Genomic DNA, 25,487 nt, shown 5'->3' on the forward strand with positions numbered 1-25,487 from the left:
GGCGGGTTTTCGCCGGAAGTGCCGCAAACACTTCCGGCTTATTTGGTGCATGTGATTTCATCCCAATACGCCACTCCTTCGCCATTGTGCTCTAAAGAGATGACTACCCATTCGTTTACCGCGACGAAGCTAACCTCTCTCCTGATGTATTTCCCATCGGACTCCGCGTAGGTGATCTTTTTTTCTGCTTTCTCTTTCCCCAATACGTCGAAACCTATCCCTCTCAAGGTCGCTTGCGAGCCTTCCCCGCTTAGCTTTACCCAAGCCCCGATCTTATACCGCTGGCCAGGCGTTAGCCCTTCCACCAATCGCCTGCAGCGGTTGGCTGTAATTTGGGTACGGCCTGGCTTTGTCATTTTCAGGTAGCTATTCCCAACCCGTGCATTTTCGGAGTCGTCATGGGCGAAGACCACCGACTGCCATTCCACTGGAATGGACGTTTGCACGCCTCCCCAGGCCCGGCCCCGGAACGAAACCACCCACCCGCGGGATTTATCGGGATTAGCCTCTTCAAACCCGCCGTTGATCCCGCCCGAGAGCAAGTGTGGTTCCAATTGCCAAAGCGATTTGTACGCTTGGTATTCTTTCTCGTATGGTTCAAATCCATCAGCCGTTGGCCGGCCTACGTCCAGCACATTATACTCCCCATTGCTTGCCTTCGATCCGATCAGCGAATACATCACGATGTATTTACACCCCAGGGATTTCATCTGCACCAGATCGTTACCGATCCATCGGGTCTTAAACGCCCTCGAATCCGCTTCCGTGGCTCCAGCCCACGCTACGTCGAGCGTAAGCGGGGTTCCATTTTCGTTCATCACAACACCCCTGCGCGGATAGCCCATTTCCTCCGCCCGGTCAATGGCATTCCAGATCGCGGTCTCCGACATTTGTCCGTCTTCGCCAATATCATTGTGTTTGTGGAACCCGAAATAATCACAGTGGCGAGTAATCCCACCCTCGGCCAACTGCACGGCGCTTGTGGCGATATGGCCGGTAGAAACCGGACTGGATATCAACACCACGTCCGGATTGACGGCTTTCATCGCCGTATAAACCACCTCCTGGATCCGCAGCACCTGAGCAATGGTCAAGGCTACGCCATCCTCCCGCATACCGGGCATGAAGGGTTCGTTTACTGCCGAATAATAGATCGGCCGGGTTCCATAATACCGGGCAAGCTCTCCCACGTAGTATCGGCAATTCTCTTCCCAAATGGGCCCGTAGTTGTCCGGGTTCACGACCACTCGGTCAACTATCATAGGAATGCTGTACCGGATGCCTTCTTCATCCAGGGTTTTATAAATCTTATCTAGATAGGCAAATTCAATCGGGTCGCCCTTTTCTATCTTTCTCCCGCCGAGATGCAGGTTGGCTACGGACTCGCGCACGCCCCATACATTCAAGTCTTTGAGGTGCTTGATGATGGCGGCCCGTTTCGGCATGCCATCCGTCGTGTCCCTTGCTCCCCGATAGGTATAGATATCCAAATTCGCATTGAACAACAGGTTGCCCCGATAACTTTCGTCATACGCAGGGCGCGCTTCGCTTTTTTCTTGGGGCTCAGGTTTTTGCGTTAGCTTATCTTGGCATTTGCTAAAAAATGGAAAGACTGCAAAAAAAGCGACGCATCTCATTAGCCGCGGAATAAATTTTCTCCTGTTAGGTTTCATCATGGTGGTTTTTTATTTGGTTTACACTTATGGGTTTATTCTATAAAGATTCCTGTCTATGTCATGCGGATAATTGTCGTACCACGTTTTCAATTCTTCTTTGAGCCGCCTAGTTGCCCGGCGATCGATAAGGGCTAAGTTATCCCTCTCCCCCGGGTCTTTGCGGATGTTATACAATTGCTGGGACGTGCCATCGACATCCATCATCAGTTTGAAATCGCCTTTCCGTATCGCCAGATCGGGATCGTTGTCGCCATCGTATCCCGGACGGTCTGGCGGACGGATCCAAAACAACGGTTTCTCACGCAACCGCGAAGACTGTCCGGTAATGGCGCCAAACAGGTTTTCGCCATCGTAGGCTACCTCAGGCTGCGGGTCAACGCCTGCCGCCGCCATAAAAATCAGTGGCAGATCGATACCTGCCATTACCGTATTTTGATTGACCGTGCCACGCTTATCGGCCGAAATCTGATCCGGCCACCAGGCAATAAACGGCTCTCGAATACCGCCCTCATACAAGCTGGCCTTATATCCCCTAAGATTTCCTGCTGTATTGACTTTTTTATCAGGGCCATTATCGCTGGTGAAGATGATGAGTGTATTCTTGGCGAGCTCCGGTTCAGCCCGGATGAAGTCAAAAAGGCGGCCCATTTGCCGATCCATTTCAGCCATTACCCCCAAAAAGCGTGCTTTGGTTGAAAGATCCCCCCGCAATGCTGCTATGGGTTCCAACGGTGTATGAATATCATCCGGCCAAAGGTTAATGAAGAAGGGCTTATTTGCCCGCTTTGCGTTCTGTATCGCACCGATGGTCCGGTCGACAAACACTTGTGTGAAATTTTCCCGCTTTTCCCAGTGTATGTCTCCGTTACCGAGTTTGGCCGACATTTTCTCCAACTCCCTCGTACTATCTTTCAGATTCAGCGTCTCATAAGTGGCCAAATACCGTTCGCCCAAACCTTCGAACTGTGTGACTGACTCGTCAAACCCGTATTGGGTAATAAGCGGAGCATCACCAACATCGCGGCCACCGCCCATATGCCATTTGCCGATGTGGGCGGTATAGTATCCGGTTTTGGCGATGGATGGCGCTGCCGTATCCAGGTAGTCGCGCATCCCCCTTGCTTTATTTTGTTCCCTCGCGTGAATAAAAGAGGTAATCCCCCAACGGGAAGGATATTGACCAGTGAGCACCGCCGTACGGGAGGGCGAGCAAATGGGGGCATTCACATAGAACTGGTTGAAGCGGATCCCCTCCGAGGCCAGTTTATCGATATTCGGCGTCTGGACTTCGTCATTTCCGTAGCAGCCCAAATCGCCGTATCCCATGTCGTCAATGAAAACAAATAGGATATTCGGCTGATGCGCAACAACGTTGTTGGTGTTGCAGACTAAACAAATAGCCAGAACAAAAAGCGCGCAGACACTACTCGTTTCCTGAATAGCATTGTTCATCACAATACAGGTTTTAATCACTAATTTCCTCCCAATGTACCGAAGTACCGGTACACGGTATTTATAATTAAGTTATGGCCTTACCACCAGTTTCCGCCCATCTAAATGGAACTGAACCCCTCCTTTTTCCAAAATCCTTAACACTTGCGACAACTGCAGGCTTCGCTGGATTTTTCCTGAAAATTCCAATGCGGGAGTATTTCCGTCATAATCAACTTCAACATCATACCACCTCCCAACTTGCCGTATAATATCAACCAACGGTGTGCTATTGAAATAAAAGAAACCATCTTTCCAAGCGGTGTATTGTTGTACATCTACCGTGTGGATATCCGTAGCCGCCCCGCGGATGATGCTTTGTTCTCCGGGCTGTAATTTATTGACCGTTTCAGATTGGCGATTGACGATTTGCACGCCGCCCTCCACCAAAGTGGTTTTGACTTCTTTTTCGTCTGCATAAGCGGAAATATTGAATTCCGTACCCAACACGTCAACCTCCTGCCCGTTGCTGATGACCTTGAAGGGCTTGCGCGCGTCCTTTGCCACCGCGAAATACCCTTCGCCCACCAGTTCCACAACCCGCTCTCTGCCGGTAAACGCACTGGGATACTTCAATGTGCTGGCCGCATTGAGCCATACTTTGGAGCCGTCCGGTAAAATGAGCTGGTAAGTACCTCCTTTTGGAGTAGTGAGCACAAGCTGATCCACAATACCAGACTGTAGATTAACGATTTCTCGTGACTCATCGCTGTATGAAATATTGCCTTCATTGACGATAATACCTTCTTTTGCTTCATCAAGCGAGATTGTACTACCGTCTGCTAAGGTTAATTTTGCTCTGCTGCCGCCTGGCAAAATTTCTTCGGCATCGATAATTTTTGATTGTTGATTTCCGATCCGATCTCTTAAAAGAAACCATGTCGTGACTGTAGCCATTACGAGAATTGCAGCAGCATAGGAGAGCCATTTACGAATGCGCCTTATAGATTGGGCGCCATGGTCGCTAAGAATTCCTGATTTGCGCTGATGATACTTGGCGAGAAGCAACGGTAGAACTTCTTCCGCAGGACGCGGCGGCTCTTCTTGGAGCGAGACCTGCCTGCTGTGGTCATTCATCAATTCTTCGTAAACCTGCTTGTTGCGGTCGGACAATTTTAACCAAGCGGTTATCTCGCGCGCCTCACCGTCCGTAAGCGTGCCGCGGAGTTGCTTAACCAATAGTTGGCCGATTCGGATCGCTTGCTGCTCATATTTGTACGACATCTAGGTTACCTTTTTTTACAACTTGGTTATCGTCATTCAACAACCACCAAACAACATGGATCCCGAAAAGTACCAAAGGCAATGTTGGATTTTTTTGATGAAAAAAGTTAACCAGTTGATATTCAGCTAAAAAATTTAATAATTGAGAGCTGCAAGGCTTAGAAGCAACAGGAATTGTTCATCGGTTAGTCTGGTGCGCAACAGGGAAAGTGCCCGGAGTTTTTGGTTTTTGATCGTCTGCACTGACAATTCCAGCGCGTCGGCGGCTTCCTGGTTGGTCATGCCTTCGAAGTAGGTGAGGGTAATGACCTTCTTCGCTTGCGTAGGCAGGTTGGCTACGGCCTGCCTCAACTGGAGCATGGCCTCTGCCCGAGCAAGCTGGGCAAGATAATCATGTTCTTCATTGGCATCCCATGTGGCGAAAGCCCTGTCTCTGTGGGTTTTGCGGACAGCCATCTTCCGGGCATTCAGGCAGGCATGTCGGACAGCCCGGAACAAATAGGCTTTCAGGTGTGTGGCATCGTTAAAGTGGGTGTCTTCTTCCAGCAATTTCAGGAACACGTTTTCGGTCACGTCTTCCGCCTCGGTATCACTGCCTACAAATTTTTTGGCAAACTGGAACATGATGGCATAGTAGATTTTAAAGACGATACCGAAAGCTTGCTCGTCACCCTTTGCCAAGTTGGCGAAGAATTCTGGATTGTTTGTCGCTATATGGTCTTTCTCTGCCATTTTACATTCCTTCCATTTCCAAAGGTAACGCAAACTTATCATATTTCTATGCCGGATTCGATTCTACTCAGCCATTATTTAGCTATTTTTCAGCAGAAAGTGGTTGCTTTTTTATGGTTGTTGACACTACGAGTGCCAAATATTCACTTTTCTTGCGTTCACTTTTCAGGATTGTGTCTTATTTATCCGAAGCCAGCAGCAATGGTCGATAAAACAGGCGATGACACATTTACATAGCCCGAATTTGTCTTCTGTTCAATTAAATCCTTATCCTGCCATTCTTTTTTATAAACAAAATCGATTTGGACGTACGGCTTTTTTTTCACGGGTAGGTAAGGAGGTCTTGTGACAACCACATTCCTCTGTGGTTGTTGGTGTGCTGCTCCATACCATGCCGCTGCATTTAATAGGCCGATGCTGGAGCGATCGTCCACATAAGCCTTCCATTGTTGTGCCCATCCGTAAAAGTCCATCCGTGGGATGTTCTCGAAATCCTTAAAACTTGCGTTATCGAAATCGTTGCTCATAACAGTATTATTTTGTTTATGGGCAAGGTATAACTATCTCCCCATCCAACCTCCATCAATGGTCAGTATTGTGCCATGCACGTAACTGGCAGCCGCTGAGGCTAGAAATACCACTGCACCCTTGAAATCATCAGGCGTACCCCATCGGCCGGCGGGTATTCGGGAAAGAATGGCCTCGCTCCGTACTGAATCGTTGCGCAACGCTTCAGTATTGTCGGTATCGATATAACCCGGGGCAATGGCATTCACGTTGACACCATGTGCCGCCCATTCGTTGGCCAGGGCCTTCGTTAACTGCCCGATAGCACCCTTACTGGCGGCATAGCCCGGCACGGTGATGCCGCCCTGGAATGTCAACAAGGAAGCGGTAAAGATAATCTTGCCGCCACCTCGCTTCACCATATCCTTTCCGAATTCACGGGAAAGAATAAATTGGGCGTTTAGGTTGACGTCGATGATTTCATCCCAGTATTCATCGGAATGTTCTATTGCGGGTTTGCGCAAGATCGTACCTGCGTTGTTGATTAAAATGTCTATGGGTTGTCCACTAGCCTTCACTTGCTCGATGAAACGGTATACCGCATTTCTATCGGAAAAATCGCACTGGAACGCGGTGAATTTTTTGCCTAATGCGGTGATTTCTTTCTCTACCTGACTTCCTGCTGGTGCAAGCGAAGCAGAAACGCCGACGATATCGGCTCCCGCCTCTGCCAACGCGATAGCCATCGCTTTGCCGATGCCGCGCTTGCAGCCGGTTACCAACGCGGTTTTACCGCTTAAATCGAATGGGTTTTTAGTGTTCATGATTTGTTTGAGTTGCTAAAAGTGATTGCATTGCTACTTCATGACTTCATTACTTCGTTAAAGCCATAACGACCGTTCAGGGCGGTGAGCTGCCAGCTGCGCCCTCCTATCCTATCATTCAGCGTAAAGGCCATGTGTTCACCTGGAGTCAACGTCAATATCCAGTGCTCTTCGGGGCTACGGGCTTCATAAGCGTCCGCGTTAGTGCTTAATGTCCAGTCGCCCAATTTGTCAGGCTTGTCTGCAACCAACACATGTACCGCGCAGCGATTGGTCTGCGCTACCGGCTCGATGGCACGGAAAATCAGGCCGCTGCCCGGCCGCCCTTCGCCGAGCCGGGCGGGCTCGGGATGATAGGCATCATGGGCGTAACCATAAACCGGCCCGACCGGCCTGGCCGGTCCGCCTTGTAGGAGTTTCAGTCCGGCCAATGGCCGATGAATGGTCAGTTGCTGATCTTCGACCGTCACACTAGCGAGCCCGTCGCGGTTGTTGATAATCCAATTCCAGCTGGTGCGCACCGGTACTGCCGACTGGATTTGATCGATGACAAAAACGACGTGGCTGCCAGCGACGACCCAAAAGCGTGAAAACGCGGTGAGCGGTGGCCCATAACAGGCTGATGCCTCAGCCCCTACAACGGATACTTCTGCAATTCGCTCGACAATCAGTCGGTTATTGCCACGTAGAATGGGACTGCCCACCACACCATCTACAATTAGGCGCCTGCTCAGTATGCTCTGCTGCTCCAGCAGTTTGGTCTTGGTCAGGTCTTCTTGCAGGCCCAACCCACCCTCTTCGATCAAAAACGTACAGGTATTGTGGGTTTGACTACTGCTTTCCAGGCCGTGGATGAGGTTACGGTAGCAGCTATGGCCGGGATCGATAAGGAGGCGTTCCCGTTGGTGGGCTAACATAAAACTGTTTACGTCGCCGTGCAAATGGCCCGGCCCATGGAGGGGTGAGGCGCCAGCTTGTAATGCGATGACCGTATCGCCATTCCAGGCATCCCGTACAAATGTATTGCCGTTTTCGAAGGCTGCCGTGAGTGGCAGACCGGCATCAGACGGCGATAGGCGAGTCGCTGCTTGCCCAAGTAAAGGCAACGTCAGAAAACCCCAATCGTTGACGAACCCGAAGCTGGCCAAATGGTGCGGCTCCTGCGATGGAACCGGCACATAATAGGTGTGAAATAGGTAACTGGCCAATCCGGCTGCCTGCTGATCGGTATGTGTACAACGGGCGGCGATGTGCAGCAACAGATCGCCCGACGGCCTGAAAATGGCTGCACTATCGTTGAAATTGACGGCTCGCGCGCGGGATTCTTCACCCCATCCGGAAAGGGGTTTGGCATACAGCATGCTACTGACCACCCAAGGTATTCCCATGGCATAGGCTTCGACAGCAATGGTGGAAGCGTAATCGGTGTACACCCGGACCAACGATTCGTAGACGAGCATCAGCGCATGTGCTAAGTAATTTCCATACTGCACCGACTCGGCATAGGAGCCGTCTGGCTGGAAAGCGGCCAAGCACTGCGCCATCAGGGGAACATGGTCTTCCAGGCGTTGCCGATCGCCCAATACGGCGGATGGCACCAATACGCCCGCCAACATGATACCCCGCCAGTTGGCCAAGTGGGTATTTTTTGCGAGCCACCGCTCACAGGGGATGACGCCTTTTTCGAGGAGTGCTTGGCTGACTTCTTCGTGCTCTGCAGGGGTAAACGCCGCAGCGGCAAGGTCTAGCACGCTAGCAATACCCCAACAGACGTGAGCTGTTTCTAAATGGCCGGTGTACGGCTGGCTGTGATCCCGGAACCACGGACCGACCCATTCGCCCGCCGGATACCGCGCGATGGAAAGTGCAACCTGCCGGAGCCAGTCGCCTACGTGCTGATCTTGCTCGATGGCATATAGCATGGCGGCATCCGAAAGGTATTCAAAAGCGGGGTACCACCATCCGGTACCATCTTCTGGTTGCGGCAACTGTGGCTGCGCTGTTCGCGCCAGTACCCGGTCACGAAGTGCAGGCCGGAAAACGTTTACCTCGCCGCCACCGGCGAGAATCCGCTCGCGCTCCTCCCTGGTCAGGAAACACGCTTCACGACCAATTTGGTTATTGAATGTGTTCATTGCAGTGGAGCAGATATTTCATCCCCGATGGATTTTGATCAATTTGTTCAAACGCATCCTGCACGCGACCTAATGGCAACACCTTCGTAATCAGTTCCGCCAACGGCAGGGTGCCCAACGCGACCAGTGCAATGGCCGCCTCAAAATCTTCCGGCTCGTAAACCCGGGCGCCCACCAGCTGCAGTTCTTTCCAGAAGAAGTCAAACAGCCGCACGGGTTTGGGTTGGCTATGGATGGCGACCATCACCGCACGGCCACGGACTTTTAGTAGTTGGGTCATGCTATCGACGGCGGCGGCCACCCCGGAGACTTCAAACACCACATCGGCCATTGCGCCATCGGTGAAACGGTCGACAACCTGTACCAGGTCTTCTGCTGTGGGATCTGCCGTTTGGAAATCGAGCGACTGAATCATCGCCAACCGGTGTGGATTGACTTCTGAAACGAGCACGACGGCGTCTTGTTGCCGGGCGACCAGGGCGACGAGCACCCCAATGGGCCCACCGCCCAATACGACCGCTTTATCCCCGGCTTTCAACTGGCTGAGGCGCACATCGTGGCAAGCCACGGCGAGTGGTTCGATCAACGCTGCTTCCGCTAACGATACACCGGCGGGCAGCCGGTGAAGGGTGTGCGCGGGTACCACCCACGACGATTGCATGCCGCCTGGGGTATCGATGCCGATAAACTTGAGGTTCTTGCCGATGTGTGTGTAGCCATTATCAAACGGGGTCTGCTCGCCGGGTTGTAATGGACGGACAGTAACGGAATCGCCGATTTGGAATCCCTCCACATCGGGCGCCAACTCACTAATCACCCCCGATACTTCGTGGCCGATGACCTGGGGAATGGCGACCCGTTGATCCATCGCGCCGTGGTAGATGTGCACATCGGTACCGCAAATGCCGCAGTAGGCAACATCCAAACGTACCATTCCTGCTTCCAATGGGGGTAAGTCTGTTAAGGCCTTTACCGCAAACCGTTTATTGCCTTCGTAATATGCTGCTTGCATCAGTGTTCAAATTGACGTTCCAGAATCTGTAACATGTTCCCCTCGGGATCAACAAGGTTTCGCACGCGGCCGCCCCCGATAGCGGGTGTCGGGTCGCCACCCCATTGTACGCCCTTTTCATCCAGACGAGCAATTGCCTCATCGAGGTTTGCTACGCGAATGGCCAGGTGTGACCAACCGGGTGTCCAAGTGGTCCGTTCCGGCCGAACGGTGTGATCTTTGGGCATGATCTCCAGCAAGGTATCGTCTGGCGCGCGAAGCATCCATACGGGCTTATCGTGCCGGAAATACTTTTCATAACCGAGCACCTCACAATACCAATCTGCCAATTGATCCACATCATCCGCAGCTACCGCGGGGTGGTCTATTCCGGTGAATCCGATGTTGTTACTGTTGTTATCTTTCATGATTTCCTGATTAAAAATATCCGCCTCGCTTGACGACTTCCGTGGGCTTTAAGCCGCTCTCCACCATGGCTTTGATATCTACTTCCTTCACCTTGATCGCTTCGGACGCTACCAATACATCATAAGCGATGGCCGCTGGAATGGCTATAACACCATCGATATCGCCGAATATCCAGTCGCCGGGGTGGATAATGATCTCCCCGATCAATACGGGTTTCTGATAATAGTACATCCGGAATCGTCCGAGCATACCGGTATTGGATTTGTATTGGTAGAATACTGGAAATTGCTGTTCCAAAATAGACTGCGTATCGCGAATGCCATTGACCAGTGCTCCCCGACAACCGGCCTTGCCGGCAGCCATGGTCATCACCTCCCCCCACTGCGACGTTACGGTATCGCCGGTACAATCCCAGATAACGACCGAGTTTTGGTGTAAGGTTTCCAACATTTCAGCACGCATCTCAAACTCGCCGTCGGTGGTGATGTCAGGCCCGCCCTTGACGGTGAACGCCTGGCCAACCATTTTCATTTCGTCGCGAAGTGGACGATAGCTTGCCGGTAGGCTGGTGGCGTGCATTTTATAATTGAACCGCAACACATCGTTGATTGCTCCAGAAAATAACTGGAGGTACCGCTCACGCATCTCGGCTACCGGTACTGGGTACTGTACATCATTTGCTGAAATACCCTGTTTAGTTAGTGCTCCCATGCTGCTATCTTGCTAAAAACTTCATGTTGTCAAAATTAATCTCGCGAATGACCACGTACTCGGGCTGGGACAGCACAAATGTAATGATATTGGCCACGTCTTCTACCTTCAGGAATTTCTCCCGAGCCACCTTGCGATCGCCCCAATACGCGCTATCCACCGGTCCAGGGTTTACATCGGTAACCTTGATGCCTTGTTTCAATACCTGATCGGCAAAGCCACCGCTGAGTCCGCGCGCGCCGAATTTAGATGCACAATACAGCGGTGCATTCGGATTGGTACGCTGCCCGGCCATGGATATCAGGTTAACGATATGGCCTTTGCCTTTGGGCTTCATCATCCGCAATGCTTCCCGGCTGCACAGAAAAACGCCGCGCATGTTCGTATCGACCATCTGCTCAAATACCGCCAATTCGGTCTCCGCCAAATCTGGGGTCGGCAATCCCACGCCGGCATTGTTGATCAATACATCCACCGTACCGAACGCTGCTACACACTGCCGAAACGCTTCCTGTACATCCGCTTCATTACCAACATCGCCGGCAAATACGCGATGATTTGGTTCATTGGCTGTAACCTGGCTCCTGCTCATGGAAAAGACCTTGGCACCATTAGCCAGCAGCAACTGCTGCACGGCTTCTCCGATTCCCGACGATGCCCCTGTGAGGAATACCACTTTATTTTTCAACTGACTCATACGTATGTTTTTTTTGTTTTTCTTTCATTCGTTCATTTTTTCCATAAGGCCAGGCTAATGCGCCACCGATCAAACAGATTACACCTGCCCCTAGGGATAACTGTCCCCCCAAAACGCTTAATGACGGTATGCTCATGAGGACAAACAATACCCCGGTGGCTGCCAAGGAAAAGACAACCACCTTTCGCATACCGATCCCTGTCTTTGCAGAAAGCGACGGCTTTTCGGCCGCCGTCAACGGACGGTTCAATTGGTCAAAGAATGCCGTTGTCCGTGATAGATACGCCGGGTCTCTTGCCGGCCATGCGGCCGAGACCAGCATCACTGCAAAGCAAAGCATGACCTGGATCAGGGTGGCAGTTTCCCAACTGTACTGGGGATGGGCATTAAAAAACAATCCCGTCACCAATCCCACCAGAATGGAAGCAAATGCACCAGCGGGACGAATCCGTTTCGATACGATCCCACCGATCAACGGGATCGTCATCGGAATGGCGAATAAACCTGTAAAAAGTTTATTGGCCTCGAATGCGCCGCCGAACCGATCAATATAAAGCGCACCTAACATAACCAGTATTCCAATTCCTGTTGTTGCCACCCGACCGACAAGCAGCCGTTGTTTTTCCGTTGCACGGGGACGAATTAGGCGTGCGTAGACATCCAGTGTCACCACACCGGCCATCACGTTATATTCGCCATCAAGCGATGACATGGTAGCGACAAACATCGCGGCTATCATTAGCCCCAGGATTCCCGGAGGAAGTGCCGCGGCGCTAATCGCAGCATAGGCCATCTCACCGTTTTCCAATCCCGGCAATGCCACGGCTGCCACCATCGATGGCAGCAGAAAAATAATGGGAAACGCCAAAAAAAAGCACGCACTCATCCAGCCCAGCTTCTGGGCTGACCGCTCATCCTTTACACTGTAAAACCGCTGGATAAAACCCCAATTGCCATTGTATTTGATCAACACCATCACATAATAAGCCAGCAGAAACCAGAACGAACCTTTAGGCCCATTGAACCAATTGAAATGGTCCGGTATGGTAGTTACCACAGTATCGATGCCACCAGCCATCCGGATGGACAACGGGATCAATATCAGCGTAGTCAACATCAGGAAAAAGAACTGGACGGTATCCGTAATTACCACTGCCCATAGGCCACCGGCGATGGTATAAGCCAACACCCCTGTTCCGGCGAGCAGGATGGCTATTTTCAGCGAAAGCGGTGTGACCGCTGAAAGGAAAATTCCCATGGCATACAATCGCACCATATTGTCTAGCAACCTAAAAAACAAACCCGACCAGGTAAACACTTGCCGCGTAGCAGGGTTGAACCGCCTTTCTAAAAATTCCACCGGCGTCATGATGTTGGCCCGGCGCCAACGTTTGGCCAGAAACAGCGCTGCCAAGACCATCGGAGGTACAGTACACCAAAGCAAGGTCAGCGAAACCAATCCAAACTCGTAGGCTATGCCCGCGTAAGCAACAAAGATAAACGTGCTGAACATGGACATGAAATTGCTGACTGCCCCCACCGCCCACGGAATCACGCTGCCTCCCTTGAAATAGTCGCCCGCGTCCTTCACGAACCGTCCCAACAGCACGCCTAAGACCGCCATGAGCAACATGTACAGGGCGATAGCGGTGTAATCTAAGTGGTGGAGGGTGTTCATTGTTGCGTTAAGTAGTTTTGTAAAAATCCGGCAATGTACGCTGCCTGCGCTATGCGACCGCTATCGCTATAGTGGACATGGTCGATGACCTGTTCACGGCCTAGTGAAACCGAAAGATGATATAAATCGATTGCTGGAACTCCGTTCGCCTGGCAAACTTCATCCGCAATTCGGTTGAAACTATCTAAATCTGCAGTGTATCGCTTAAACGCTTTGGAACGTTGATTATGCACGGAATCAATGACCATCGTGGTACGCATCCAGATCAATTGGATGCCCTTTTCAGACAACAGCCTGTGTATTTCTTGGAGATTTTGGCGGTATGCCGCCGAGTCGACCTGCGTACCCGCCCCATTAACATCGCGCTTGATATCATGAAGGCCGCAGTTGAGCAGCAGATAATCGGGTTTGAAATCGGGGTCGGCGGCCTTTTTCTTCAAGTACGCCAACACCATACGTGAATCTCCGCCATTAGCACCGGTAGGTATATCCAGGTTTTTGGCTGCGCTGCCATCATCTTCCTTACGTTCCAGCTGCGCGATTCCTTTCAAGTATTCCTGTAGGTATGGGCCATATTGGATAGAAATGGAATCGCCGATGAGGAATACATTGGGCAGGGGGTTCTTCCATGCCAGCAGCATACAGCCAATTGCCATCATGCCGATTAGGATTCTAAGCTTCGTCATACGCCGATATTCTTTGTTCCATTAAACACATTGCAGACGTGCAGGGACTGTGCTGTAAACTGATAAGGCCCCTCGTAGCCCGTGTTGCCCAGCATATGCGCGATCAGCGCGATGGACAACGGATAAAACCATGACCCAAGCATGATATGGGTACGGTTGGGGTCTTCGTCCCTCAGCTCGGCTGTTGCTTCTGCTTCTCCGGGCTTCCAGATCCAATGCGGCCTGGGCACCCAATCCTTCGGGCTGCTATCCCGGCGGTGCAATAACCAACCATGTTGATCCGGGTCTTCATGCATCAATGCATGCCGGAGGTAGCGCATCGCCGCAGCTTCCATATCTTCCCGTCGGTAATCGGTGAGCTCCGCAAGGTTAGCCATCATATATGCACCGTCAAAATCGGGGCAATCCGATCCCCCCGGCCAAAAGGAGCCGTCGCTGAGTTGGCAAGCCAGCGTAGCATCCACATTGCGGTCTACGGCACGTAATGGCCAACCTTGCGCAAAATAGATCGGTGTGACGTGGATGGTGCCAAACAGGCCATTGGGGAGATCTGCTCCGAACTGCGTACCCCAAAATCCGGTCTGTTCATCAAGTAATTCTTCCAATGCCGGGTACATGCCGTCTTCCATGATTTTGTCTACCTCAGACACCCCGAACCAATCGCGCAGGGCAAACAATGCCGTCGCACAGGCGAGGACCTGATTTCCTGCAGCCCAAGAATTGGCCCAATTATATTTCTTCACCCAGTTATACAGGGCTTTTGCATCCAGCAATGGTTCTAGAAAATCCAGCTGGTGTTTGGGTTTTATACCCAGCACACGCAATGCCCAGATGTTGCCCCGGGTATAGTGCCAGTAGGGGTCAAAATCGTCGATTGTCAGTCGGCGATCGGCATCTTCCGGCTTGGACGAGAAATAGCCCTGTTGGGTCTGGCGTTTGGTAAAATTGGCCGCCCAAATGGCCTTTTCATCACCGGATAACGCGTCCAATTCGCCAAACAAATCCAAAATATGCACCGCATGATAGGATCCGTAAAAACTCTCTCCTTCACTCGCTTCCTTACGGTAGACGCCGGGCGTATCACCGATTTTCATGGCGTTTACAAAATTGAGGGCGGTCCGCTTGATGCGGCTGTACCCGTAGACCTCGTTGTTTATCGTTTCACTCATTGCTAAAGATACTATTCAACTTGATTATCTGCACGCTTGATACGGTATTGCTGACCGATCGGCAATCAATATCGGATAATCGGGTACCTGGATATTCTTGATTGTCCTTTTGCCATCCATTTCGATGATTGCTTCTTTCGGAACTTGATACACATTTCCGGATATCAGATCGACATAAACGGGATTCTTGACCTGATCGGCAAGGACAATATCTTGGAGCGCAGGAACAAAGCTTTCTAACGGGCGTCCCTCATGGTTCCAAATGCTATAAACTGGCGTACGGGTTGCCTTGTGTTGGTAGCCGAATACCGATATCGACTCGGGAAGCGCTGTAGGAATTACTTCAGCCGATTCCAAACGGTCAACCTCATCCGCAGTGAAGAAGCCCATAATCCGCTGTGCGGTAAAGTAACCGATCTTCGGTCTATCAATCGTTTTATCCTCATGGGTTTTCAACAACCCTTTTGAGTTAACTCCGGCAAAATGATCTCCTTTTTCGTAATGCAAATCACTAAGTGTAAACAGGTTGGTCTCGATACCTCTACCGTAGTCGCCCAGTAACCGCCGAGCAACATATTTGGCTTGGCTAAGCTCTGTCCAATCCAATTGTCTCAACGCACCTACACTGATACTGCTTGGCGTGGAGGGGCAGCCATTTTCGCCCTGCATCAGCTTGATACGGGACGCATACCCATGCACTACGCTCTTTAACTTATCAATCGTCGGATACAGGGCGTCTGGATTGGAAGGATATCCATGGAAGGTGACCACATCAACCAAGTCTAACTTACCTTGCGCTTTTAACACCTCAAAAAATTCAGTCAGAAAAGCCGTGTTACTCACGCCAGCATACCCTAACGCCAATAAACGGGCATTTGGTTGTACTTTTCTAACCAATTCCGCCGTTCGGATATAAAAATCAGCATAGGACTTACCGGTTATCTTCGCGGTTAAATCTGGCTCATTCCACACTTCCCACTCGATAACCTTATCTTTATTGCGAGATACCAATGCCGTTACCCAAGCATCCCAGGCCTTAAGTGCTTCATCAGACGAAGGGAGAGCCCCGCCAAGCTTGGGTTCGCCCCCGCCCTCATAGATGGGATTGCCGTAGGAAAACTCTACCCATGGGTGTACTCCCCGTGACAGCGCATCATCAATCATGTCATCCAACCAGGTGAAATCATGTTGCCCTTTAACCCTTTCGCATTTTGCCCAACCAGCCTGGAATCGGATACGCTTTGCTCCTAACTCACCGAGATACTCCTTATAGGAATGGTAGTCTGCATAATCCCGATCAAGCGTTTCCCCGCCGATGGACCATGTAGATGATTTAATCTCGGAGGATTTTTTGCCTTTCATCGAACCTAATAATTCGTAACCGGCCGGTCCTACGGGGTGCTGCCCATACATCACCGAGGTTATAAAAACCATTAACATCCCCAGTGAAATTTTTCTTTTTGTTTGTATCATAATCCATTAAGTTTTCTCAAAGCTATTCACTACTTAAGCACGCTAATTTATTCAAATCCTGGGTTTGACCTTACCGATCTTCTGGTAATAAATCCCGCTTGTTTGCGCGGTCAGGGCAGCACAATAGATCAAGCTAAAAATAAATACGAAGATACCCTTTTTCAACCCCTTTCGTTTTGGTTTTGGCCTTTGCCGTTTTACCCAAAAAGCTTTCTGTTCTCCGTATCGAGGCATAAACGTATCCATTCCGCTATTTATTTTCTTCTTTATTTCCCCGATTGAAATTACCGGGGGTTAACTTGCTGCGCTTCAAGGTCAGCTCCTCGATATTTTCTCCTTCCTGGTCGATCAACCGAAATGTAACCGTGGGATCCGGCACCTTCGTGTTGATCTCAAACTCACCGAATGCATATCCACCAGATATTCCATAGAATTGAGTAGTCCACTCGCTCATTGTTGCAGGCGGACCGGAAAGGCCACCCAAGCTTCCGACTCCAAATTCATAAAATTTAAATCCCGATGGGCGGGGAATCTGAAACCCTCTCGCACCGTGGCGGTCTCCCGAAATCAGCAAAACTCCCCGGATATTATTATCTTCAATAAAATCAAATAGCTCCTCGCGGCCTTCAGGATCGTTTATTCCCCAGGAATCCTTGCCTCCTGAAACATAATCGCTCCACATTGATCCGCAGGAAAGGATAATAAAAGGACCTTTACAGTCGAGTAGTTGTTTTTTTAGCCAGTCCATTTGCGCATCGCCAAGAAAAGAACCCTTTTTCCCGGTCCGGAAATACCGGTTGTCTGTCATAATAACATCACAGTGTCCAATCCGTGTCCGTAGAAAAATACCTTTTCTATGTTCCCCTAAACCATATGATGGGTTATTCCAAGAATATCTGAAGACCTTCCAAACATTCTCCTTATCTTTTTCGCGGTATCCTTCCGGTATTCCGGCTTTATCGTTACCGAAGTAATCGTGATCGTCCCAGGTTGCATAAACCGGTACGTTGGAAACGAGATTTTGCCAGGCAGGATAAAGATCTCGTGCCATGTAATCCAAGCTATGCCATCCTGCATGATTGTTCCTGTCCTGAGCGCCTATATCCCCCAGTCCTAAAAACGCATGCGGATGTCTTTCAATCATAGCCTTACTTTGCTTTTCATTCCCAAGCCCCCAGCGATGAAAGTCCCCTCCGAAAATGATTCGCGTATTTACGTCTTCAGCACCAGACGGAGTCCAGATGCATGCATTTTCCGGAACCCCTATTTCTTGCTCCCCAACAAAAACCTTGTAGGTATATCGTGTGTCAGGTTTCAGATCTGACACATGCACAATAGCAGTAAGTTCAGTATTCTTTGTCGATTTTACCGGACCAAACTCTTTGGCTTCTCCATCAATCTCTACTTTAACTGTCACTAAATCCGGTTTCACCGTACGGACCCAAATATCTACAGAGTTCGTGGTTATATTACCTAACATCGGGCCGCCCAAATGAACAATATTAAATTCGCCGGCTAGCTTTTGAAATTGGGGGTAATCAACCAGCGCACTGAATCCTTTACCGGCTTCACCTGATAGTCTAGTCTCCGCCCATTTATAAAGCAGCTGTTTTTCAAGGGGCAGTTCCCGATCAAAATTGTTCAGGAAAATAAGATTATCCAACAACCGGGGACTAAATTCAACTCCGTTTTTAACAGGAAAGTTACCGGCCTGAGAAAACGCTTCAAAAGTGAAGAGTAAACTCAGCATGGATATTATAAACAGCCTTGCACTTCTTTCTTCCATTTTTATTTTTTACCATTAGATCTTATGATCCTGATGCAATTTCGCGTAAGGCGCTCACCAGCCAGGATTCTGCGGAAACTCCTTATCAATGTTCGCGTCAATGACAGCCTGGGGAATTGGAAACAAGGTATCCCTATCGGCGATATGCGGACCGGATTGTTCATTAAACCGCCGTGTGCGTTCGAGGTAGGTGCCTGTGCGCAACAACGTATAGCGGCGGTGCTCTTCTGCATGGAGCTCCCTAGCCCGCTCTTCGAGGATAAACTCCATGGATACATCCGCGGCTGTGATAGCTGACGCATTTGATCTGGTTCTCACGCTGTTAATGCTTTGTGCAGCCAGTTCGTTTTTACCTTGCAGGTATTGTGCTTCCGCTAGCAGCAAGAAGGTTTCGGCCAGCCGGAGATAGGGTTGATCTTTGTACCCTTGGTCATCCACTGGGTTTTCTTCATATACATCCTCCCATTTACGCGTAGAAGGCCAGTTATAAGGCCGATCAGGATGCGTTGGCGGAAAGGATCCGATGGCGAAGGCACCGATATACTTATCGGCATTGGTCGTGGTGTAGAGTGTATCCCCATTGTCTTTAATCACATAGCGAAAAACCGCAAATTCCGAATACCGATCGTCATCAGCTTCATACAGGTCGAAGCCATGTTTATTAAAGGCATACCAGCCGGTACCCCTACCTCCTGTTTGAACGCCTGTCGATATACCCGGATTTTGCCAATACCAAAGTACCCATGCCCGCCTCATCCGGTTAAATCCTCCGCCTTGTACCTGCCTACTGTACGGAATAGCCCATAATGCTTCCGTATTCCCTTCCTGATGCAATGCATTACCATCGTAAAATTGATCCATGAACGGAACGCCGGGCTGATTTGCCCGCACTCCGTAACGCTCGGTAATCAATTTGTAATTGGGATTGTTAATAGCGGCCCGCGCCTTTTGTTCGGCTTGGTCTGGACGGCCCAAGATGAGGTAGAGTTCGGCTAGGTAGTGTTGTGCAGTCGCACTGCTTGTACTGCCGGCATTGGCTTGGACCGGGGGAAGGTGCTGTTCTGCAAAAAGCAAGTCTTCTTCCATTTGACTTTGCACTTCGCGTTTGGCTGTACGTTCCCAATCATTGCGGAAATTAACTCCCGTGATCTCCTCAGTAACCAAGGGTACGTCGCCCCAAAGAAAAGTAAGATGCCTGTAGCACCATGCCCTGATTAATCGGGCCTCTGCGACAACTTCATTTTTCTGGGTTTCATCGCTCCACGGAATATCCGGATTTTCCGCCCGATGTATGATCATGTTTGCGGCCAGAATCATTTGATACAACTGTTCGAACCAAATTTCGAAATCAGGCAATGTACTGTTGATGTAGCTTCCTCTTTGTGCCCAAGGTATATGCGGATTGTTGACAATAGGTGCGTAGTAGTAGTCTGTGGCCAATGAAAGCCCTTTACCCATCATCACTTCCCGATCACCCCGCACCGTAAGGCGTTCGAACGTACGGAAACCACTGTATAGTCCATTCAGCGCTAACTGAAAGCCTGAGGGACTGCTGTACAACTGTTCGGCTGTTAATTTGGATTTTGGCACCTCTTGCAGAAAATCCTGCTCACTGCATCCTAACGGCAGGAAAAATAGGAACCCAATACCGATTAAAACAATGATGTATGATTTCATAATGATTTTTTCTAAAATGTGACGTTCAATCCAAGATTGTATACCCGATCAAGCGGTGCCCCGCGTTGATCGCTATATTCCGGATCGAGCCCGTTCCAAGACGTGAACGTGAATCCATTAATTAATCCTGCTGACAGCATGAGTCTTGACACCCCCCACTGCTGCAAGACTTGGACAGGTAGTGTATAGTTAAGACCGATGTTGTTAATCCGGACGTAACTGGCATTTTTGTAGAATCTTACACCAAAGGGGTTTGTCCCTTCGCGATTGGCGGGGTAATCATTCGTAGGATTATTTTCATTCCACCAGTTCTGCTTAAGCGTGTTGCGAACGGCATCTGCATATACGATATCCGTATTCCAATATTGATTCAGGCGCGTCACACCGGTTCTACCCGTTACCATCACATTCAATGAAAACTGTTTAAACCGGATTTGATTATCGACACCGAAAGTCAATTTGGGGGATCGCTGGCCGATAAAGGTACGATCGTCTGGGGTGATCTGACCGTCTCCGTTCACGTCGACAATCTTAATATCCCCTGGTTTGGCTGTAGGCTGATGCATATTGGGAATATCATCGTCCGACTGCCATACGCCATCATACAGGAAACCAAAATTAGTGCCGATAGGTTTACCGAGGAACCAATTATTGGAAATATCATCCTGTCCATTTCCATACAGGTCAACGATCTCATTGCCGTTGTGGGCTACATTAAACGTAGTGACCCATTCAACATGTTCCTTCTTGATGTTGCGGGTACTTAGTGCCAGTTCAATCCCGGTGTTCTGCACTTTACCAACGTTAGAGAGGATATTGGTTACCCCATTGACGGATGATATGGCCCTATTGAGCAACAAGTCTTGCGTATTGGACCGATAGAAATCCAGCGTTCCAAAAATACGGCCGCCGAGAAATCCATAGTCTAAACCCACATTGAGCGAACGGGTAGACTCCCACCCCAGTAAAGCGTTCTCCAGTGAACCGGGCCGATACCCTACTCCCTGCTCGTCTCCCGTTGGCCCTGTCAGGTAATCACTCCGCTGCATTTGGGCTAATGTGGAGTAAGCCGAAATAGCTTGGTTGCCATTAAGGCCATAGGTAGCACGTAGTTTCAACTGGTTAATCCAACCGACGCTTTGCATAAAGGCCTCTTGATGGATGTTCCATCCCAGCGCCAACGATGGAAATACACCGAATTTCTTTTCACTGCCAAAGGCTGAAAAACCGTCTCGACGGATTGTTGCGGTTACCAGGTAACGATCATCATAGGAATAAAATAACCTGGCCATTTGCGAAAGATAGGCTTCCTGCACGTAATTCCTTGCTGGAAGTGTAAATTCAGCTGACCCCGGTTGATACCAAGTCAAGTCTTCCGTTGGAAAGCCTCTTGCGAAGATACTAGCATTGTCATTCTTATTTTCTTGCGAACTATACAACAACGTAACATCCAGCCGGTGCTTCTCAAACTGACGGTTGTAGAACAACAGGTTTTCTATAAGCCAGCTCGACTGCTTGCCATCGCTGGAATAGGATTGTCCTTGGTTTAATATCCCCTCGATGGTGTTAGATCCCCAAAAAATATCATGGTTTGTAGATTGAAAAGTATATCCCGTATTCAGTTTATAGGACAGCCCTTTCACGGGGAGGCTAACCGTTAGGAAGTTGTTAGAAAACAAACGTCTGCTGTAATCCTCATCCAGCGCATTGACCGCCGCGAGTGGATTAGGATAGGTAGGCCTCTCGGGCCAGGGGACTATTTTCAGGTCTCCATTTTCATCGTATGGTGACACCAATGGATTCATATAAAATGCCCCACCAAGATTTGAATAGCTATTGGGAGCGCCACCTCCGCTGTTGAAAGCCACCGCCATACCCGAATAGTCCATAAAGGAAAATTGCGAATTCGTGCCGATTTCGAGCCACGTTGTTGGTTTCATCGATAGGTTGGCCCTACCTGTTGTCTGTTGGTATTCTTCTCCCTTGGCTGTACCCTCCACATCCGAATAATTTGCCGCAAACAAGTAGTTGATGAATTGCGTTCCCCCAGAAAGGGTCACGGCGTGCTTCTGCTGTGCACCCACTTGAGTTGCAAGCTTTACCCAATCGGTAGAGACACCATTTTGATAGTTGGCCGTCCGCGTAGCATCGGCTAACAACGCTCCCTCTCCATAACGTTCAACACCAAAAGCCCAGTGTTCGGGGCCAGTCAATAACCTGGGAACACCGTAGATCTGTTTCCACCCGTAGCTGGCATCATAAGACGCCGTGGGTTTGCCTGTTTTCCCCCTCTTTGTGGTGATGATGATAACCCCATTGGCACCACGCGCACCATAAATGGCCGCAGAAGAAGCATCTTTCAAAATCTCAACCGACTCTATCGTTGTCTGGTCGATGAGATTGAGCCCTCCACTGTAAGGAACACCATCCAAAATCACTAAAGGAGCGTTGCTGGCCGCTATGGAATTTTGTCCGCGTATATCAATATTAATACTGCCCGAGCTTGCGCTATTACCCGTTTGGGTGACGTTTAGGCCCGGCACAGCCCCCTGCAAAGACTGCGCAAAATTAATCCGGGGGCCTTGTTTCTCTAGGTCTTCGGCTTTGACGGAAGCTACACTACCTGTCAGATCACTTTTACGCTGTGTGCCATACCCGACAACCACCACCTCTTCGAGGGCCAGATTGTCCTCTTTTAAGGTAACGTTTAGTGTTCGCTGACCATCATACCCGATCTCCTGGGTGTGAAAACCTACTGAAGAAAACACCAAAACACTACCTGGCGTTGGTACGGTTAGCTGGTAATTACCCGCTTCATCCGTGGAAGTGGATACGTTCGTCCCTTTTACGGTTATGGAAACACCTGCCAACCCCTTGGATTCAGTGTCGGCTACTTTTCCCCTCGTCGGCGGCTCAATTTGGGCGAACACATCAATACAAAAGAGTTGCACCAACAACATGAAAGAGCCGTAATAGATTAATCGAATGTATTTCATCATAATTTACAAATTGGTTTTCGATCAAAATTAATTATTATTGAATAACAATTCAACAATGCAATATTAAATATAATAATTATTCTTACCAAATATTTTTTAAAAAAATACGCTGGCGTCTAAAAAACGCAACTTGAGTTGAAATAAAAGCATTTTTCTCGAAAAGCAGGATTAACTGCCTTTCCTCAACAAGATTTTTGCGATACTCATTACAAACACATTATTATTTACTATTATTGAAAAATAATTCAGATATACATGATACAGGTTATTAATAGGGCATTGAATATATTGGAATACATAGCCAAGAACAAAGACCGTGCGTGCTCGCTCACGGAGATTGCAGAAAGCATGGGGTTGAACCTGCCCACATGCGCGAATATTCTGAAGACCTTAGTGGACGCGAACTACCTGGAGCATCTAGGCCGTAAAAAGGGTTATAAACTGGGCCCTATGGTGTACCAGCTAACCGGAGACCTCTCCTATAACCAAAATTTACTGCAAGTAGCCAAACCTGAAATGGAAAAGCTCACTGAAAAACTGAATGAAAGCTGCATATTGGGCATCATCCGCAACCAAAAACGCTTCATCTTACATACGGTCAATTCCGACCAGGATCTCCAAGTGCGCAGTAAGACCGAACGTGATATCTACGAAACAGCCAGCGGAAGAATGCTGCTCGCCTTTCTGCCCGAAAAGGAACGGGTCGCCCTGATTTCAAATATCGGTTTGCCCAGACCCGAAATATGGAAAGGAATCAAAAACACGAAACAGCTCGAAGCGGCCTTTCAAAAAATCAGAGAAGAGCGATTAGTGACGACCCTTTCTCCATCACACATCGTAGGGCTCGCCGTTCCCATCGAGAAGAATGGTATGGTTGTCGCCAGCCTGAGCGTATTCCTGCCGGAAAGCCGTTACAACCGGAAGGGAAACGTTAAACCCATAACAGAGGAACTTATAAACACTGGAGAAAGAGTCAACAAACATTTGATGGAGAAGTAAGCCAGGCTAAAATGGGCCTTTTTTTGCTACATTGATAACATAATGGTCGATATTATCAAATACGATCATCCCATCATTGCAATGCCCGAAACCAGCGACCATATCCGTATGTATAGTGACGAAGACATTATTGCCATGAAATTTAACGCAATCCTGGGTCGGGGAAAGAAAAAAGACTTTTGAGACATTTTTGAATTATTGCAGCATTACACGCTTGCAGATATGATCAATTACCATCGCCAGAAGTTTCCGGAGCAAATGTTATTAATATCAATACCTATGGCTCTTACCTATTTTGAGGATGCCGAAGAAAGTGAAGGTCCTGTCAGTCTAAAGGGTCGGACATGGGATGACGTCAAAACTTTTATACAGCAAAAGGTTAGTGATTATTTGAAATAGCCCTACCCTCACAACTTCCATCCCAGCTCCGCACCTACTTTCAGCACAAACTGATCTTTTGCCATGGACGTGACGTCGCCTTGGACCAGAATGCCGGATTCGAGCCCTCTTGCATCTTTGAATATGCGAAAAGTGAAGATAGATAAAGTTAACTATGCGGTTCCCGGAGATCCGATGACGCAAGAAGAATTACAACAGATGATCCATGAGGCTGAAAATGGCAAGTTTCATAGTGTGCATACGGTTAAGCAAAAAATTGACAGAATAGGTGAGTGTATGCAAGGGGCTTTCCAGGTTCACGAAGGGTGGTTGGCTGTTCCACTATGAGTAAAAGATTATAATCCTTTGTCGTCTGATTGATAGCGCTGTAGCAAGGTTTCTACTTCGGCCAATAAGGGGGAGGAAGATCTTTTGTCAGTACGCCCCATACAATTGCTGGATCTATCTGATCATAAGAATGGATGAGTATATTACGCATTCCCCTGATTTTATTGCAATTTTTAAGCGCTACCTTTGGGGTTAACTGTGTCAGTTTATTGACGGCTTCCCCAACAATAGCGATTTGGCGCTCGACAGCACTCTGTGTCTTGAGATCGGCTTCAAAATCAAAATATGTAACAATGTCTTTCCTAAACTCCATTGCCAGACCTATCGCATAGCGAATATCCTCCAAATACTTTTCAGCATCCTTAAGCATAGATCAGTGTTTTGGTTTTATTGATTGCTTTAATGAGGTAAGGATTTCTTAATGTACGTTCAATGATCAGGTCTACGTGTCTCTTCAACAAACTTTCCAACTTTTCTTTGAACGAGAAATAATTGTCGGCATAGGCATCGATCGACAACGAATCTTTAAATGTGACCAGCAAATCCACATCGCTCTGCGGCGTGAATTCATCGGAACATACCGAACCAAAGGCATACATTTTCTCTACGGAGTGTTCTTCACATAAAGAAGACAACGAAGGAAGTTTATCTGCCAAATCAGTTTGTATATTCATATTTCATATCTCCAATCTTTACAAAGACTACAAAACAATTGATTAAATCTTTACATACCGACCGTATCATTTGTCAGGTACTGAAACTGCAGTTTTCCCTTATTTTTAGTCTGTTCCAATGTGGCAGTAAAGTCGCTGACTTCCCACCATTGGGCACGGGCCGATGCGATGCGGTATTTATTGCGGTATTTTTTATCCATCCT

24 protein-coding genes are annotated in these 25,487 nt (G+C 49.0%); 3 read left to right on the forward strand and 21 right to left on the reverse strand.

Translation table 11 applies throughout. From position 1 onward, the window contains the following. Positions 1-38: 38 nt before the first annotated feature. The 18 genes from NF543_RS17105 to NF543_RS17190 all read right to left on the reverse strand — a co-directional run bounded on the left by NF543_RS17105 (position 39) and on the right by NF543_RS17190 (position 22,885). Positions 39-1,676, reverse strand: a complete 1,638-nt coding sequence (locus NF543_RS17105) for a hypothetical protein (RefSeq protein WP_257669397.1) — start codon at positions 1,674-1,676, stop codon at positions 39-41. 24 nt (positions 1,677-1,700) lie between these two features. Next, entirely contained in the window at positions 1,701-3,128 is a 1,428-nt protein-coding gene (locus tag NF543_RS17110; protein WP_257669398.1) for a sulfatase-like hydrolase/transferase, read from the reverse strand. 72 nt (positions 3,129-3,200) lie between these two features. Continuing rightward, positions 3,201-4,391: a FecR family protein gene (locus NF543_RS17115; protein ID WP_257669399.1), complete on the reverse strand. Its 1,191-nt coding sequence runs from the start codon at positions 4,389-4,391 to the stop codon at positions 3,201-3,203. A 135-nt stretch (positions 4,392-4,526) separates the two neighbouring features. Further along, on the reverse strand, positions 4,527-5,123 hold the full coding sequence (locus tag NF543_RS17120; protein WP_257669400.1) for an RNA polymerase sigma factor: 597 nt from the start codon (positions 5,121-5,123) through the stop codon (positions 4,527-4,529). A 182-nt stretch (positions 5,124-5,305) separates the two neighbouring features. Further along, entirely contained in the window at positions 5,306-5,650 is a 345-nt protein-coding gene (locus tag NF543_RS17125; protein ID WP_257669401.1) for a type IV toxin-antitoxin system AbiEi family antitoxin, read from the reverse strand. A gap of 33 nt (positions 5,651-5,683) precedes the next feature. Further along, the gene (kduD, locus tag NF543_RS17130; protein ID WP_257669402.1) at positions 5,684-6,454 is read right to left on the reverse strand and encodes a 2-dehydro-3-deoxy-D-gluconate 5-dehydrogenase KduD; all 771 of its coding nucleotides are present in this window, start codon (positions 6,452-6,454) and stop codon (positions 5,684-5,686) included. A gap of 38 nt (positions 6,455-6,492) precedes the next feature. After that, the gene (locus tag NF543_RS17135) at positions 6,493-8,589 is read right to left on the reverse strand and encodes a heparinase II/III domain-containing protein (protein WP_257669403.1); all 2,097 of its coding nucleotides are present in this window, start codon (positions 8,587-8,589) and stop codon (positions 6,493-6,495) included. Next, positions 8,573-9,601 carry a zinc-dependent alcohol dehydrogenase gene (locus tag NF543_RS17140; RefSeq protein WP_257669404.1) on the reverse strand — a complete coding sequence of 343 codons (1,029 nt, stop codon included), beginning with the start codon at positions 9,599-9,601 and terminating at the stop codon, positions 8,573-8,575. The genes NF543_RS17135 and NF543_RS17140 overlap by 17 nt, the downstream gene beginning before the upstream one ends. Then, positions 9,601-10,008 (reverse strand): VOC family protein, encoded by a 408-nt coding sequence (locus NF543_RS17145; RefSeq protein ID WP_257669405.1) that lies wholly within the window; start codon positions 10,006-10,008, stop codon positions 9,601-9,603. The genes NF543_RS17140 and NF543_RS17145 overlap by 1 nt, the downstream gene beginning before the upstream one ends. Positions 10,009-10,018: 10 nt before the next feature. After that, the gene (locus NF543_RS17150) at positions 10,019-10,720 is read right to left on the reverse strand and encodes an RraA family protein (protein WP_257669406.1); all 702 of its coding nucleotides are present in this window, start codon (positions 10,718-10,720) and stop codon (positions 10,019-10,021) included. Between the two features lie 4 nt (positions 10,721-10,724). Next, complete coding sequence (locus NF543_RS17155; RefSeq protein ID WP_257669407.1) at positions 10,725-11,417, reverse strand: SDR family oxidoreductase; 693 nt, start codon at positions 11,415-11,417, stop codon at positions 10,725-10,727. Then, positions 11,398-13,095: a sodium:solute symporter family transporter gene (locus tag NF543_RS17160; protein ID WP_257669408.1), complete on the reverse strand. Its 1,698-nt coding sequence runs from the start codon at positions 13,093-13,095 to the stop codon at positions 11,398-11,400. The genes NF543_RS17155 and NF543_RS17160 overlap by 20 nt, the downstream gene beginning before the upstream one ends. After that, positions 13,092-13,781, reverse strand: a complete 690-nt coding sequence (locus tag NF543_RS17165) for an SGNH/GDSL hydrolase family protein (RefSeq protein ID WP_257669409.1) — start codon at positions 13,779-13,781, stop codon at positions 13,092-13,094. The genes NF543_RS17160 and NF543_RS17165 overlap by 4 nt, the downstream gene beginning before the upstream one ends. Continuing rightward, on the reverse strand, positions 13,778-14,950 hold the full coding sequence (locus NF543_RS17170) for a hypothetical protein (RefSeq protein ID WP_257669410.1): 1,173 nt from the start codon (positions 14,948-14,950) through the stop codon (positions 13,778-13,780). The genes NF543_RS17165 and NF543_RS17170 overlap by 4 nt, the downstream gene beginning before the upstream one ends. 24 nt (positions 14,951-14,974) lie before the next feature. Beyond that, positions 14,975-16,423 (reverse strand): GH39 family glycosyl hydrolase, encoded by a 1,449-nt coding sequence (locus NF543_RS17175; RefSeq protein WP_257669411.1) that lies wholly within the window; start codon positions 16,421-16,423, stop codon positions 14,975-14,977. Between the two features lie 250 nt (positions 16,424-16,673). Next, positions 16,674-18,209 (reverse strand): alkaline phosphatase D family protein, encoded by a 1,536-nt coding sequence (locus tag NF543_RS17180; RefSeq protein WP_257669412.1) that lies wholly within the window; start codon positions 18,207-18,209, stop codon positions 16,674-16,676. A 54-nt stretch (positions 18,210-18,263) separates the two neighbouring features. Continuing rightward, positions 18,264-19,886 carry a RagB/SusD family nutrient uptake outer membrane protein gene (locus tag NF543_RS17185; protein ID WP_257669413.1) on the reverse strand — a complete coding sequence of 541 codons (1,623 nt, stop codon included), beginning with the start codon at positions 19,884-19,886 and terminating at the stop codon, positions 18,264-18,266. 11 nt (positions 19,887-19,897) lie between these two features. Beyond that, complete coding sequence (locus NF543_RS17190; RefSeq protein ID WP_257669414.1) at positions 19,898-22,885, reverse strand: SusC/RagA family TonB-linked outer membrane protein; 2,988 nt, start codon at positions 22,883-22,885, stop codon at positions 19,898-19,900. A 255-nt stretch (positions 22,886-23,140) separates the two neighbouring features. Between NF543_RS17190 and NF543_RS17195 the strand changes: the two genes are divergently transcribed. From NF543_RS17195 to NF543_RS17205, 3 genes are all read left to right on the forward strand, one after another. Beyond that, the gene (locus NF543_RS17195; RefSeq protein WP_257669415.1) at positions 23,141-23,884 is read left to right on the forward strand and encodes an IclR family transcriptional regulator; all 744 of its coding nucleotides are present in this window, start codon (positions 23,141-23,143) and stop codon (positions 23,882-23,884) included. Between the two features lie 42 nt (positions 23,885-23,926). Further along, the gene (locus NF543_RS17200) at positions 23,927-24,067 is read left to right on the forward strand and encodes a hypothetical protein (protein ID WP_257669416.1); all 141 of its coding nucleotides are present in this window, start codon (positions 23,927-23,929) and stop codon (positions 24,065-24,067) included. A gap of 348 nt (positions 24,068-24,415) precedes the next feature. Next, a complete protein-coding gene (locus tag NF543_RS17205; protein ID WP_257669417.1) occupies positions 24,416-24,610 on the forward strand; it encodes a hypothetical protein in 195 nt (64 codons plus the stop codon). A 52-nt stretch (positions 24,611-24,662) separates the two neighbouring features. On the opposite strand, the gene NF543_RS17210 is transcribed toward NF543_RS17205, so the two are convergent. The 3 genes from NF543_RS17210 to NF543_RS17220 are packed head-to-tail and all read right to left on the reverse strand — an operon-like array spanning position 24,663 to position 25,484. Continuing rightward, complete coding sequence (locus NF543_RS17210; protein WP_257669418.1) at positions 24,663-24,980, reverse strand: HepT-like ribonuclease domain-containing protein; 318 nt, start codon at positions 24,978-24,980, stop codon at positions 24,663-24,665. Then, entirely contained in the window at positions 24,973-25,284 is a 312-nt protein-coding gene (locus NF543_RS17215; protein ID WP_257669419.1) for a nucleotidyltransferase family protein, read from the reverse strand. Before NF543_RS17215 ends, NF543_RS17210 begins: the two co-directional genes overlap by 8 nt. Before the next feature lie 50 nt (positions 25,285-25,334). Further along, complete coding sequence (locus NF543_RS17220) at positions 25,335-25,484, reverse strand: hypothetical protein (RefSeq protein ID WP_257669420.1); 150 nt, start codon at positions 25,482-25,484, stop codon at positions 25,335-25,337. Between the last annotated feature and the right edge of the window lie 3 nt (positions 25,485-25,487).

This window comes from Parapedobacter tibetensis, assembly GCF_024704835.1.
Taxonomy (GTDB): Bacteria; Bacteroidota; Bacteroidia; order Sphingobacteriales; family Sphingobacteriaceae; genus Parapedobacter; species Parapedobacter tibetensis.